Annotated in this window: 14 protein-coding genes; 6 read left to right on the top strand and 8 right to left on the bottom strand. The window is 37.1% G+C overall.

Going from position 1 to position 13,937, the window contains the following annotated elements:
• Nucleotides 1-13: 13 nt before the first annotated feature.
• Nucleotides 14-187 (bottom strand): hypothetical protein, encoded by a 174-nt coding sequence (locus tag PLEUR7319_RS41490; protein ID WP_019508473.1) that lies wholly within the window; start codon nucleotides 185-187, stop codon nucleotides 14-16.
• A 453-nt stretch (nucleotides 188-640) separates the two neighbouring features.
• Nucleotides 641-1,525, bottom strand: a complete 885-nt coding sequence (locus PLEUR7319_RS38620; protein ID WP_019508472.1) for a hypothetical protein — start codon at nucleotides 1,523-1,525, stop codon at nucleotides 641-643.
• A gap of 501 nt (nucleotides 1,526-2,026) precedes the next feature.
• Between PLEUR7319_RS38620 and PLEUR7319_RS36910 the strand changes: the two genes are divergently transcribed.
• A complete protein-coding gene (locus PLEUR7319_RS36910) occupies nucleotides 2,027-2,437 on the top strand; it encodes a hypothetical protein (protein ID WP_019508471.1) in 411 nt (136 codons plus the stop codon).
• Nucleotides 2,438-2,460: 23 nt separating this feature from the next.
• Here PLEUR7319_RS36910 and PLEUR7319_RS0127610 read toward each other — a convergent pair whose 3' ends face one another.
• The 4 genes from PLEUR7319_RS0127610 to PLEUR7319_RS0127595 form a co-directional block, all read right to left on the bottom strand.
• Nucleotides 2,461-3,291: a class I SAM-dependent methyltransferase gene (locus PLEUR7319_RS0127610; RefSeq protein ID WP_019508470.1), complete on the bottom strand. Its 831-nt coding sequence runs from the start codon at nucleotides 3,289-3,291 to the stop codon at nucleotides 2,461-2,463.
• 9 nt (nucleotides 3,292-3,300) lie between these two features.
• Nucleotides 3,301-4,068, bottom strand: coding sequence for a phytanoyl-CoA dioxygenase family protein (locus tag PLEUR7319_RS0127605; protein WP_019508469.1), 768 nt, complete (start codon nucleotides 4,066-4,068; stop codon nucleotides 3,301-3,303).
• 113 nt (nucleotides 4,069-4,181) lie between these two features.
• Nucleotides 4,182-5,504, bottom strand: coding sequence for an aminopeptidase P N-terminal domain-containing protein (locus PLEUR7319_RS0127600; protein ID WP_019508468.1), 1,323 nt, complete (start codon nucleotides 5,502-5,504; stop codon nucleotides 4,182-4,184).
• A 58-nt stretch (nucleotides 5,505-5,562) separates the two neighbouring features.
• Nucleotides 5,563-6,201 carry a phosphatase PAP2 family protein gene (locus tag PLEUR7319_RS0127595; protein WP_019508467.1) on the bottom strand — a complete coding sequence of 213 codons (639 nt, stop codon included), beginning with the start codon at nucleotides 6,199-6,201 and terminating at the stop codon, nucleotides 5,563-5,565.
• A 202-nt stretch (nucleotides 6,202-6,403) separates the two neighbouring features.
• On the opposite strand from PLEUR7319_RS0127595, the gene PLEUR7319_RS0127590 reads away from it, so the two are divergent.
• Both PLEUR7319_RS0127590 and ilvN read left to right on the top strand, forming a co-directional pair.
• Nucleotides 6,404-6,733: an N-acetyltransferase gene (locus tag PLEUR7319_RS0127590; RefSeq protein WP_019508466.1), complete on the top strand. Its 330-nt coding sequence runs from the start codon at nucleotides 6,404-6,406 to the stop codon at nucleotides 6,731-6,733.
• Between the two features lie 111 nt (nucleotides 6,734-6,844).
• Nucleotides 6,845-7,369, top strand: coding sequence for an acetolactate synthase small subunit (ilvN, locus tag PLEUR7319_RS0127585; protein WP_019508465.1), 525 nt, complete (start codon nucleotides 6,845-6,847; stop codon nucleotides 7,367-7,369).
• A gap of 310 nt (nucleotides 7,370-7,679) precedes the next feature.
• Here the strand turns inward: ilvN and PLEUR7319_RS0127580 are convergent, their stop codons facing one another.
• Together PLEUR7319_RS0127580 and PLEUR7319_RS0127575 are read right to left on the bottom strand one after the other, a co-directional pair.
• Nucleotides 7,680-8,477 (bottom strand): alpha/beta fold hydrolase, encoded by a 798-nt coding sequence (locus PLEUR7319_RS0127580; RefSeq protein ID WP_019508464.1) that lies wholly within the window; start codon nucleotides 8,475-8,477, stop codon nucleotides 7,680-7,682.
• 307 nt (nucleotides 8,478-8,784) lie between these two features.
• Nucleotides 8,785-9,507 carry a 1-acyl-sn-glycerol-3-phosphate acyltransferase gene (locus tag PLEUR7319_RS0127575; protein WP_019508463.1) on the bottom strand — a complete coding sequence of 241 codons (723 nt, stop codon included), beginning with the start codon at nucleotides 9,505-9,507 and terminating at the stop codon, nucleotides 8,785-8,787.
• A 646-nt stretch (nucleotides 9,508-10,153) separates the two neighbouring features.
• Here PLEUR7319_RS0127575 and metG point away from each other — a divergent pair.
• The 3 genes from metG to lptC all read left to right on the top strand — a co-directional run bounded on the left by metG (nucleotide 10,154) and on the right by lptC (nucleotide 13,887).
• Nucleotides 10,154-11,752, top strand: coding sequence for a methionine--tRNA ligase (gene metG, locus PLEUR7319_RS0127570; protein ID WP_019508462.1), 1,599 nt, complete (start codon nucleotides 10,154-10,156; stop codon nucleotides 11,750-11,752).
• A gap of 279 nt (nucleotides 11,753-12,031) precedes the next feature.
• Nucleotides 12,032-12,628: an NYN domain-containing protein gene (locus PLEUR7319_RS0127565; protein WP_019508461.1), complete on the top strand. Its 597-nt coding sequence runs from the start codon at nucleotides 12,032-12,034 to the stop codon at nucleotides 12,626-12,628.
• A 107-nt stretch (nucleotides 12,629-12,735) separates the two neighbouring features.
• Entirely contained in the window at nucleotides 12,736-13,887 is a 1,152-nt protein-coding gene (gene lptC, locus PLEUR7319_RS0127560; protein WP_019508460.1) for an LPS export ABC transporter periplasmic protein LptC, read from the top strand.
• Nucleotides 13,888-13,937 lie beyond the last annotated feature (50 nt).

The raw sequence follows: 13,937 nt of genomic DNA, 5'->3' as shown, positions 1-13,937 counted from the left end.
AAGTTAAAGAACATTAAGCTGCTTTTCTTTCTTCTTGGATAATATTGTGTTCCTTAGTAACAAGTCTTAGTCGGTTGAATTTTCTAGTTCTTTGTGTATAAGCTTTGCGACCTTTCATTGAAAGCTGATGTAATTTAACTTGCTTGTCAACCATGTTTATTCTTGTTAGGTTTTCGTTAGAGCTCATAGTTTTTTATCTCTTTACTTATCATTTCTATGAGTATAAAAGAACAAAAGTGACAATTTAGGAACAAAATAATATTTAGGCATGTTTTTTTAATAATAAGTAAAAATACTCAATTGATAGATTGAGTATTAGTTATGAATAAAATTGAGCTTAATAAATAAACTCAAAGAATATAATGATATCAAAAGTACAAATTATAATTTTTAAAAATCTACACAAGTAACAGTAATACTAGGTAAAAATTGGCTTTTAGAAAAATAGATTAAATTGAGTTTCTCTCTTTAAAAGGCTTTCAGCTAAGCTAATTCACATTTAATAACTGATTGAGAGACGAATAAACCCGCCTCCGAATGGAGCCGAGGTTTGGGAAACCACTATCTCAGTGAAATTGAATTAATCACGGCGGGAGTGCGACGTAATTAAAATTTCTCTGGGGGCTAAATAGACAAAAGCTTAATGTGTCATTACTGCTGATTTTTGTTTTTCTTGGTTTAAAATCATTATTTCAGACTTTAAATCATTAATTTTATCGAGTATTTCTCTCTTTCTCTGGTTATCTTTAATATGAACTAAAACACTAGACCAGGCTCTGATTTGAGTCAGTTTAAGATCTACTTCGCTAGTAGACTCTAAAGCTTGTTCTAGATCTTTAATAGTTAAACTATGTCGGCGTTCGTGCTTTGCGCGGTGGGTTTGCCAATCGTCTTTGTCAGTGGGATATTCCCGATCGCTTTCGGTTAAAGTAGCCCACTTAGCCGCCATTTTATAAGAGTTAATCGCCGCATCTTTATCCCCTAAAAATAGTAATTCATCTAATCCTTTAGAAGTCCAAAGTAACGAAGCTTCCTCTTGCTCGGGATTTACTGACTTTAAAACTTGCTCCATTAAGCCAACAGTTTGTTCTGGATGACCTGCATACATAGTGTTGGCAATGGAAAGCCTCAAATGTGCCTGGGTAAAGTGAGGATCGATCTTACTGATAGCTTTAAAGTAATCGGGAACTAATTTGTAGCCTATAGTCTCTCTCGCTTTTTTATCACCAAAATACTGAACAAAGTTTAGGTACGACCAATCAGCCATCAAGTTACTAAAGCCGTGGTTTGAACTTTGCTGTTGCCAATTAATTAGTCTCGCTTGTTCTTCTTCCTGAATCAGATAATTAGCACGATTAATCGATTGTGCTGACTTTTTATACTCTTGACTCTGTAAAATTACAATTCCTGCTAAACAAATATATAGTGCAATCAACCTATTATATTTGGCGATTGGCTCTGCCAGTGCGCTTCGCGCGATCGCAGATAACACTTGAGTAATTCTCCCTGATTGATCGAAGAGCATATCAAAATCAACTCAAAAAAAGATAGTATTCAGTAGTTTCTTTTACAAGATTACACTGATAATATCATTGAAGTTTTGGCTCGCCATCAATGCTAGTTAAAATTTTAAGTCTTTGTTAAATCTACTCAGTTCTTGAAATCATAGTGCTTTTAAGCAATAGTTATAATTATTTTCGGCATTTGCAGTTTATAGAAAATTTATTTTTATTCCGCAAAATTACTTACAATCGACATAATTGTCATAATTGAAGAAGAAAGACAGACAGAAATTTTCCTGCTATCCAAAACTTTCAGTGACAAATTAGCTTCTTGACTTGCTTAATGTGCGACTAAATCATACTAGTGATTGGCTCTGCCAGTGCGCTTCGCGCGATCGCTTTTAAATACCAAGTTCATATTGTGATTTGGCTCTAAACCCCTTCAACAGCATTCTTACCTCCAAAAGATGAAGCGCCCTAAGTTTGACAGTGAAATAATTTTCGCAACACCAGGAGCAAAACCTATGAGTAATTGGTTAAATTGGCTTTTGAAATCAGGATTAACTTGCACGGTATTGTTAACCAGTGTGTTGACAAGTTCTGTTGTAGGAAACACTTTGCAAAATAGCCAGATCAATCGAAATAAGCTAAACGAAGCGATATTACGTCAATCAACAGAGCAAAAAGATCGCCAGGAAGACTGGAAGAGACAACAAGAACAAATTCGTCAACAACGACGCCAAGATCAAGATCTAAGAATTGATCAATATCAACAATGGCAACGAAACCAAGAACAGAATCTGGAAAGAGCCAGACAGCAACAGCAGGAAAGTCAGCAACGCCAGAATGATTTGAGACAACGGCAACAGCAGGAAAGACAGCAACGTCAAGATGATTTGAGACAACGGCAAATTATTCAAACTCCTAGACTTTAGCTAGAACACCAATTCATTAATCCCTATTTTTCACCAATTACAAAATAGGTTGTAATATCATTCCAAATGCCTCGATCAGTCACTAAAGATTCTAATTCAGTTATGTATTCAGCTTTAGCCTGTTCCAATTCCTGAGGGCTTAACTGTAATAAAGGATAACAATGAGGATGCTGTAGGCTAGTATCCCAAGCTCTACTGGCTGATGATTCTAAGGTTATGTAACTACCGTATTGTTCAGTTGTAATCTGGATATTTTTAAATCCTGCTGTTTGAAGTAGGGAATGGCATTTTGCTTCAGTTCCAGTTAAATCACTCATAATTATTTCAATTCCATAGCGTCTAGCTACTGTTTGCAATACAACTCCAAAAACGAAAGCAGTTTCAGCAAAAACACATAAACCTAATTTACCTCCTGGTACGAGAAAACTATGCCATAGACGCAAATCAGCAGGAACATCGGTAAATAAAGGAAGTGCAGAACAACACAATATATAGTCATAGCTATTTTCAGCCAAGTCTAGTTTTTCGACATCTGCAAGCTTGAGTTGGATAATGTCATTTAATCCGGCTGCATCAATTTTCTGTTGAGCGACGGAAAGCAAACCAGAAGAGATATCCAGTCCCATCACCTGACCTGTTATTCCTACTTGTTTAGCAGCTTCTATAGCTACCATTCCCGTACCTGTCGCTAAATCTAAAATCTTTTGACCGCTTTTTAGATCTGCGCACTCTACCAGACTACAGGCTAACTTATAGTGCCAATTTTCTTTTCCGCCTAGATCATAGGAGTCTTTACGGTGATCGTATACCGCAGCTATGGCTTGCTTGAATTGATTAAGCTGAATTTCTGTCATCGCAAAAGTTCACTTATCGCTCATATTAAACTTCATACCATATATAGGTTTGTTTCTGGACATCCAGGTATGTCTTAGGAGTTTTCTTAACTGAGGACTTGAGTTGGCAATTGTTTCTTCTTTAAAGTCAAATAAATTATTTTCAAGAGGGTGAATGTATTGAGGAGTATAATTCCCTAATAGAGATACTCTAGGGCGATCGCTGGAATTTTCGGAAGTATCGTGCCAACACAGTCCGTGAGAAATGATTGCTGTTCCCGCTGTTCCAGTAATTTTTTCCGCCGTATTTTCAAACTGTTTGAGATCGGGTTTAGTAGCTAAAGTTTGTGTTCCCGCCGCAAATAAAGGCGAACCATTATCGGCAGTAAAATCTTCCATCATCCAAATAACCTGAATTTCTAAAATTGGATATGTGGGAAAAGGAGAAGACATTGCCCAATAAGGATAATCTACATGAACACCCATTCTTTGCGCCCCTGGATGAAGAATATGGGCTGAAAACCCTCCTAAGATGATATCTTCACCTAAAATGGCTTCAATAACTGAGAGTATTAGTTTGTCTTGCACTAATTTGGTAAAAAATTCCCCTTTGTAAATCAAACCATATAGTCTTTCTTTTGCTCCCTGAACAATCAATTTACCTTCTTGTTTTTCCTGTTGAGCAAGTTCTAGGATCAAGTTTCTCGCTTCTGTTGCTTCTTGAAGACTCAACAAGTTGGGTAACACAACATATCCTTTACCCTGAACAATTTCCTTCGTTAATTCAACAATTTTCACTTTAAAATAACTCGATACGCCTGAGATGAAATAATCATAATTCCGAACTCTGAACTCCGAACTCCGAACTCCGAACTCACGTTTGACTGTTTAGGAACATCGATTGTCAATTTTTAACCTCTCTCCATTTCTTCAATGGATTTAGGCACGTCGGAGGTGAGAATGTCATGTCCATCGCTTGTTACTAGTACATCATCCTCAATACGAATACCAATGCCTTTCCAATTATCAGGAATTTCTGGCTGTCCTTCAGCGGGTTTGATATGGGGAGAAATATAGATTCCTGGTTCTACTGTGACTATATGTCCTGGTTGTAGATTTTGCCAAGTTTCTTCATTGTGTTTATAAACACCGACATCATGGACATCTAGCCCTAACCAATGTCCTGTACGGTGCATATAAAACGGCTTATATTTTTCTTCTTTGATAATTTCTTCTAAGTCCCCTGTGAGTAGTCCCAAGTCTAATAAACCTTGAACAATGACACAGACCGCCATATCGTGAAACTCATTATAAGGTTTTCCTGCTTGTACTTCGGCGATCGCTTTTAACTGAGCCTCTAAGACAATTTCATATATAGCTTTTTGCTCAGGGGTAAACTTGCCACCGACAGGAAAAGTACGAGTAATATCGCCATTGTAGTAACCGTAGGAACAACCAGCATCTATTAATAGTAATTCGTTGTCTTGCAACTGACGATTGTTTTCAATGTAATGAAGAATGCAAGCATTTTCACCTGAGGCCACAATTGAAGGGTAGGCAATTCCAATCGCCCCCTCTTTTCGGAAAATATGTTCAATTTCTGCTTGTACCTGGTATTCATATAGTCCTGGTTGAGCAAATTCGCGGGCTCGATTATGTGCCATTGCCGATATCTTAGTCGCCTGACGCATCATTGCTATTTCACCAGGGCTTTTAACTAATCGCATCGGGAAGATTAAGGGGCGAGTATCTTCAATTGCCAAAGGGACTCTACCGCGTTTTTGATATCCCTGCATCAATTGTTGCCAATGAGAAATTACTAGATTATTAAATTTCTCATCATGACCCAAATGATAGTAAATGCGATCGGCATTTGTTAGATACTGGGGCAGCTTTTCGTTTAACTCTTCAATGGGATAAGCTTCGTCTGCACCATATATTTCTTTGGCTGCTTCTACACCACAACGATAGCCCGTCCAAGTTTCTTTTTCAGGATCTTTGGGCTGTACAAATAATACATATTGATGTTCTTCGTGATGGGGAGCAAATACCGCGACCGCTTCAGGTTCGTTAAAACCCGTCAAATAATAAAAGCTACTATCTTGACGGTAAGTATACTCAACATCGTTGTGCATAGTTGCCATGGGCGCGCTCCGAAAAATTGCTGTACCATCACCTATCTTGGACATTAATTCTTGCTGACGTTGACGGTATTCCTGTTGCTCAATCCCCATTTTGTTTTAACTTCCCAGCAATGTAAACAAACTTAATATAGTTTATTATGCAGCAAAACTATGTTTTCTTACGACTCAAGAATTTTAAAAAAGTCAAACTAACTAGCAACCAAATATAGCCAAATAGATAACCTGCTAGAATGTCGGTCGCCCAGTGAGCATTAACGTATATACTACCAAAACCAATTATCAAGATTAAGATAGTAGCTACAGCATAGATATATTTAGCTGATTGAGGATACTGAGCAGCAAGTACAAAAGATAAATAAAAGTAAAAAACCAAGCTCCCAGCTGCATGACCACTGGGAAAACTATCCCAACTTAAATCGTCTACCAATCTTGGTTTTGGAGGACGACGACGATCAAAAAATGGTTTGAGAATTTCATCTATCAGGATGATAATACCTAAAGTAGCAACGACTAGTGCTTTGGCTTCTGCCCAGTAGCGTTTGTAGAGCAACATTATTAGTGCCATCAAGACGATAGACCCTGTAATATAAGCACCACCAATTTGATAAGTAATTTTGAAAAAAATATCAAGTATGAGGATTCTTTTTTCTTGTATGGTTAACTGAATTTGTGAATCAATTTCAGGATAAATTTTATTGAATATTTGATGACAAAGCTTGAATAAAGGAAATAGCAAAAGTAAGGCTAAATAGTAGTTTATTTTGCTAATACTTGAGATTTTATGCATTATAAAGTGGAAATAACTATTTGCAGCCTCTTAAATAGGCATTTGTATAGCTCATTTTGAGGATAATCGCCAATCTTTATATTTATTACTATGTTGGCGACTAATATAGCAATCCTGATGATATGCTTCGTCAATCTAAGTCGATAGCGATCGCTACGAGCGTGAAAATTTTTAATTTTGGTCTAACCACAATAATTACCAGATGAACATTCAAACCAAAGTTGTTGCTGCCAAAGGAATTAAATTTTCTATCTTTGAAGACGAAGTAGAAATAGCTAGGGCTTATCTGTACGTGATGCACAACGATCTGCATCAAGAGCCTTTTGGCTTACTCGAAGATGTTTATGTTTCTGAACAAAGTAGAGGTAAGGGTATGGGAACAAGATTAATTAATCAGGTCATGGCAGCAGCTCAAGAACAAGGTTGTTATAAACTAATTGCAACTAGTAGAAAATCTCGTCCTAAGGTTCATCAACTATACAAGAACCTTGGTTTCCAAGAACGAGGTTTAGAATTTAGGATTGATTTTTAAAGCTTTTAATGGCGATCGCTTTCACTGGTTCCAGTCAATTTCTTGCTCCAGTCAATTTCATTTTATGATAGGAGACTAACTCTATTAAATACCACCAATCTTTCAGCTATGATGAAGCACACTATTTCTGTCTTAGTAGAGGACGAAGCAGGAGTTTTAACGCGCATTGCCGGATTATTTGCCCGTCGAGGTTTTAATATTGAAAGTCTGGCAGTAGGTTCTGCCGAACAAATGGGGATCTCGCGTATTACTATGGTTGTGCCTGGAGATGAACAGGTGATTGAGCAGTTAATTAAACAACTCTATAAATTAATTAGCGTCCTCAAAGTACAGGATATTAGCCACCAACCTTGTGTAGAGAGAGAACTGATGTTGATTAAGGTTAATGCTAATGCTGCTAATCGAGCAGAAGTAATTCAAATCACTCAAATTTTCCGTGCTCGGATTGTCGATCTTTCGGAAGAAGCTTTAACCATAGAAGTTGTGGGCGATCCAGGTAAAATTGTAGCGATTATTCAGATGTTAAATAAATTTGGTATTCGTGAAATAGCTCGTACCGGCAAAATAGCCTTAACTAGAGAATCCAGAGTTAATACAGAATATCTGAAGACGTTGGAAGCCAAAGTTACTCTTTAACGCTTGATATAAAATAGCTTCTTCAGATTAAACGGTTTTTAACTATCAGCCATCAGCTCTTAGCCTCTTCGAGCGATATATATGGCACTCTTCTTCGCATTTGTAAATTTAGCTGTTATCTCGCACAAACTTGAATGAGTTATGGAGTTTGCCCTCTGAACTTAAGATTATGATCTAAAAAGCTGATAGCTGATGGCTAGTAGCCGATAAATATTAATGCTATATGAAATTTTTTTAATTCACATTAGGCGTTTTTAATATTTGAGCATTGAGTTTTTTGTCCTTAATTTATTTAGTCCAGAAGAATATTTCAGCAAACAGCATATCTAGCAGGAATAAAATTTTGTTCTACTAGGATTTGATAGAGGTTAACTTCAGTTTCTAAAAGACAGGCATGACCACTTTGGGGTAGCACTGTTATTTGTGCGTTCGGTAAAATATTAACCAATTTTTTGCCCTCATCTACTGAAGGCAACAAGCTATCTGATGCACCAGCAATAATGAGGCAGTGAATATGTAAACTGCGTAATTCTTCATCAGCAACTTTAAAATCTGTGAGGAGAGATAAACGCCAGCTAACCACTTGGGGAGGCAGTGCTTTCATACTTTCTAGAAGCTTGTGGCGATCGCCATCATTAATTCGGTTTAATTTAGCCAGGAAAGGCAACAGCCCAGCAGCAGAATAGCGATGTAACCAGTTTGGCAGCCAAGGGGTAATATTCGCTCCCAGACCCAAAATTGGTAGTCGATTAGAAGCATAGGCAGGATTAACTAAAATTAGTCTTTCAATCAAAGATGATTCAGCTAAAGCTGTTTTTAGTGCTAAGCAACCACCAAATGATTCGCCACATAAATATACTTCTTGATTAGTCTTAGTGGTTAATTCCGATTTGATTAATTTGACGGTGTCTCCAGCTAAATCTTGCCAATTACTATAGTTATCAATACGAATTGCAAGACAACGTAAATCAAAACAAGTAGCTAGTTTATCTGCCTGTTTTTGAAATAGTTTACCTGTACCATCCATACCAGGTAAATAAACAAACAAAGGTAAATCGCGATTGACTTTCTCAGGAGGAATAAAACTTACACTAAATTCGGAGTTCATGGATTATGTGAAATATAAGATTTAAAACTTAATATTACTTAATAATATCTATTGTTGTACGTTTTACCCTTAAAGATAGAGTTCAATCATTTTTTTTTAATATTTTGTTTAATTCAATGCCAAGAGCTTACCAAGCAGTTGTTAATTAGCAGCTAATCGGAAACCTTAGTTGGTCATTTTAGAGGTCACAGCTTGATTTTTCATGAGCAGAACTGGAGCATGTCATAAAAAAAACAATTTAGATGTCAAGCTGATAGCTGATAGCTCATGTTCATAAAATGCCGAAGATAGTCATTTTATCGCTTCTTTAGAAACAGCCTTCTTGTAATAATTCTGTAATTTGATTCTGGCAATACTGAGTTAAATCTGTTGCCAACTTTTTAGCTTGTTTTCCTTTATACTGTTGTTTTTTATTGACATCAATTAAGTAAGGGCGACCGATCAAGACTTGGACGCGATGATAGATCAACATAGGATGAAAACCCTGACGTTGAAAAAATGGTTCTTCTTGGTCAAATTTTTTGAGCCAGTGGATCGGGATAGTTGGTAAGGTAGTCTCAGATAAGGAGGCGATCGCTACTGGTAACACTGCCAAACTAGGTACTGGAGTTTTCCATGCTAAATGAGCAAAACCACGTTGGAATTCACTAATCTCATGGGGAGCAGTAGGTTCAATCATGGGTTTAGTTCCTTCAGGAAATAAACCGACCCATTGGCGAGAAGTCAATAGATTACTGGCTTGGCTTAAAAATTGTCGCTGCCTTTGACTCGTTTGGGCTAATGGAAAACACCCTAGAGAGTTAACAAGCTCCCTGACTAGGGGAGTTTGCCCCATGTAATGATGACAGGCAATACGCAAAGAATAGGGAAAAGCTTGAATTAAAATCGGCGCATCCAAAAAACTACGATGATTGCTCACAACAATAGTAGGAAGATCTTGAGGAATGCGATCAGCATAAGACAAGGTTAAATTAAGATTAGCTGCCGATATTAAAGAATGAGCTACTAAACGTGGTGTAAAAGATAACATGAAACTAATTTTTTTACTTTATTCTGCGAATATGAGGAATACCCTATTTAGACTGCTCGATAAAAACTATTTTTAGTATGAAGCAATATTTAACAATTAACAAAAGTTTAATCTTTTTCGATTGACGGACGCTATATTGAAGCTGAAATATATCAATCATGACTAAATTAGGTCTTTCTAACCAAACTTTATTAACGAAATCGAAAATTTATTAAGTATTTCTCTTAAAGTTAATTTAAACCGTTGTTGTAATTGATACTAATATGAGGAGTTCTCAAATCTTGCTATTTTAATTAAATTTCTCCAACTTAACCAACGGTCAGAGCAGCGCGAAGTTACGCGATGCGATGCGAGTACATGCGGCGAACTATACGCCTTTGTCTAGGGTTGCTGGGGTAAGATGCGGCCATAAGGCTGGCCTTTGTCCCCGTTGTCCCAAAGGGATACCGCAGGCATAAGCAAACTTCGTAAGAAGGCTCCGTCGCTGTACGGGGGAGTAATCTCTGACTAAAAAGACTGGTTTTAGGGCTATTAAGAAAAATAGATTGTGGCGCATTATGCTTCGATTTATTGATTATTGCCATCGAACTAGATTAGGTTATGAAATCTATACCTTATTAGTTTGAGCAATTGTCCGCTAATTTAAATGAATAATTCTACTGATAACCATAAATTTGCTTTAACTACCCCCCTTTATTACGTCAACGGTGTGCCTCACATCGGTAGTGCTTACACCACTATTGTGGCAGATGCCGTAGCTAGATTTCAGCGTTTGCAGGGTAAATCTGTCTTATTTATTACCGGGACAGATGAACATGGACAAAAAATTCAGCGCACTGCAACTGAACAGGGTTTAGAACCTCAAGTTCATTGCGATCGCATTGTTGAGAGTTTTAAATCCCTCTGGGAACAGCTCAATATCCAATATGATCGCTTTAGCCGTACCACTGCGTCAGAACATCAGACCATTGTTAACGAGTTTTTTGAGCGTGTTTGGAAACAAGGGGATATCTATCTTGATCGTCAGCAGGGCTGGTACTGCGTCTCTTGCGAAGAGTTTAAAGAAGATCGGGAGTTAATTGAAGATCATCACTGTGCTATTCACACCAATAAACAGGCAGAATGGCGTGATGAACAAAATTATTTCTTTCGCCTTTCCAAATATCAGCAACAACTGGAAGAACTGTGTGAATCTCAACCAGATTTTATTCAACCAGTTAGTCGACGCAATGAAGTCCTCAATTTTATTAAACAAGGTTTAAAGGATTTTTCAATTTCTCGTGTCAATTTAGATTGGGGGTTCCCAATCCCTGTAGATGAGGAACATACTATCTATGTCTGGTTTGATGCTCTTTTAGGGTATATCACAGCATTACTTGAGCCAGGTCAAGAACCTAGTTTAGATAATGCTTTATCTCAGTGGTGGCCAATTAATTTACATTTAATCGGTAAAGATATATTAAGATTTCATGCGGTTTACTGGCCAGCTATGTTAGCTTCTGCTGGTTTGCCTTTACCAAAAAGAGTGTTTGGTCATGGTTTTTTAACCAAAGATGGACTCAAAATGGGTAAAACTTTGGGAAATACCATTGACCCCTTTGATTTAGTCGATAGATATGGTTCAGACGCTGTACGCTATTACTTTCTTAAAGAGATCGAATTGGGTAAAGACGGCGATTTTAATGAAACTCGTTTTATTAATGTGCTTAATGCCGATCTAGCTAACGATCTGGGTAATTTGCTTAATCGAACTTTGGGAATGTTGACCAAATATTGCCAAGGAAACGGACCGCAATTAACCAGCACCGACTATAGTTCAGACCATCCACTGAAAAGTATTGGTATGGACTTGGGCGATCGCGTTATCCAAGCATATAAAAATCTTCAATTTAGTCAAGCTTGTCAAGAAATTTTAACTTTAGTGCGTGCCAGCAATAAATATATTGATGACAGTGCACCCTGGAGTTTATTTAAACAGGAAAAACAAACTGAAGTCGAGCAAATCTTATACGCTGTCTTAGAGTCTGTCCGTTTGTCGGCTTATTTGCTATCCCCCATTATTCCAAACATCAGCAGTAAAATATATCAGCAATTAGGATTTGATTGGGATTTTAATAGCCATCAGCAAGCACAAGCGAAAGAGAACTTTCCGATTCACTCATCTTGGGGCAAACTATCAACCAATAAGACTTTGGGCAAAGCCAGTCCTATATTTTCTAAGCTGGAATTACCGTCAGAAGATTAAATTATGGCAATTAATTTAGCATAATAGGGTTTTTTATTGGTATAAAACTACTAAATTAAAGTACAAAACAAGTTAAAGTTAAAACGTTTTTATAACAGTTGAACAGAAGTATCTAAATCTTAAGCTAAATGATTAGCTGTCCTGACGATCAAAATTTAATAAGCTTTGTCGTCGCCTTTATAACTAGAAAAATTGGTTTGACTACCTTAGTAGTCAGTAATTATGGGCTAATCCACCCACATAGAAAAATTTTTTTCATAAGAAATGAGGCTTTACACAATGTTGGATAATTTCGGAAGCGACCCTATTTTTACACCAGAACAAATTCTAGAAAATAGGGGACGCGTAGCTATTTTTATCGACGGTTCAAATTTATTTTATGCCGCGTTGCAACTAGGTATTGAAATTGATTACAGTAAACTTTTATATCGCCTTACTGGAGGTTCAAGACTACTGAGATCCTTTTTCTATACTGGAGTAGACCGTACTAACGAAAAACAGCAAGGTTTTTTACTCTGGATGCGCCGTAATGGTTATCGCGTTATTGCCAAAGACTTAGTACAGTTACCTGATGGCTCAAAAAAAGCCAATTTAGATGTAGAAATCGCTGTTGATATGATGGCTTTAGTTGGTGCTTATGATACTGCCGTCCTTGTCAGTGGTGATGGAGATTTAGCTTATGCAGTAGATGCGGTTAGTTATCGAGGAGCACGAGTAGAAGTTGTGAGCCTGCGCTCAATGACTAGTGATAGTCTAATTAATGTAGCCGATCGCTATATTGATCTCGATCAAATCAAAGAAGATATTCAAAAGACTATAAAACACAGCGATCCCTATCGAACTTTTACTGGATTCGGTATCATGGATGAGCATTGATAGGTAAAAATAATCGCTTATACTTAAGTAATAATAAGCAGTGTTAGACAGAATCAAGTAATTATCACGCTTGAAGATGCCTAATTTCTTTACATCAGAATTTAAACATGAGCTTAGGAGGCTTAGGTCGCCATTTATCTCTGGGAATATTAACAGCTAGTATTATTGCTATACATAGTTGTCAGTCATCTCCGCCTAATAAACAAGAATCATCTTCCGTTAACATAGAGCGACTGGATACCCAGCTAGTGTTAAATAACGCTATTTTGGAGCAATCTAACAGTTCAGAAAATACAGTCTGGAAAATTAAAGCTGATAGTATTGAATATAGCGAGGATCAAAAAACCGCTACCTTAAATCAAGTACTGGGCAACTTGTTACAAGATGGAAAACTAATTTTTCAGATTAGTGCCAATAAGGGAGAAGTCCAAGACAACGGTAATCTAATCTTCCTCAAAGACCAAATAGTTGCTAGTGACCCCCGCAATGAAAGTGTGGTCAAAACTGACGAGGTGGAATGGCGACCCCAAGAAAATCTACTACTAATTAAACAAAAATTACAAGGCATTCATCCAAATTTAGTTTTAAGTGCTGCTGAAGGACGTTATTTTACCGATCGTGAAAGTTTAGAAATAAAGGGAGATGTGATTGCAACGAGTCATCAACCGGGATTACAGTTAAAAAGCGAGCATTTGGCTTGGGAGATTCCTCAAGATAAGATCTCAAGCCCTGGTGCAATTCAAATAGTTGGCTATGACCAAAATGAAACCATAACCGAGAAATTAGTAGCCGATTATGCTCAAGTTAATTTAGCAGCTCAAACAGCCATACTCAATAAAAATATTGAATTAATTTCTCTTCAGCCAAAACTACAAATTGCTACCGAATCTTTAACCTGGAATTATCAACAGCGCCTAGGAAAAACCGAACAGCCAATTCAAATCTTAGATCGCGAGCGTCAAATCAGTCTTACTGGAAATGGAGGAGAAATTAACTTACAGCAGCGAATAGCTAAGTTAAACAATGGAGTACGAGGAATAAATCAACAAAAACCTTCAGAATTATATGCTCGTCAATTAACCTGGAAAATAGACTCAGAAGAAATTGAAGCTCAAGGTGATGTGGTTTATGAGCAAGTTGAGCCAGAGGTTAGGTTAACAGGGGAAAAAGCAGTTGGTACTTTGAGAGACAACAACATCGTAGTTACCAGTAACGGAAAAAAACAAGTCACTACAGTAATTAAAAATGGAAATAATTAAGAAAATAATTAAAAATTAATGCTAACAATAAGGGCGATCGCTTTTTTCTG

Source organism: Pleurocapsa sp. PCC 7319 (genome assembly GCF_000332195.1).
Lineage (GTDB): Bacteria > Cyanobacteriota > Cyanobacteriia > Cyanobacteriales > Xenococcaceae > Waterburya.
Note: the sequence above shows the minus strand (reverse complement) of the source record. Positions and strands in the feature narration are given on the sequence as shown.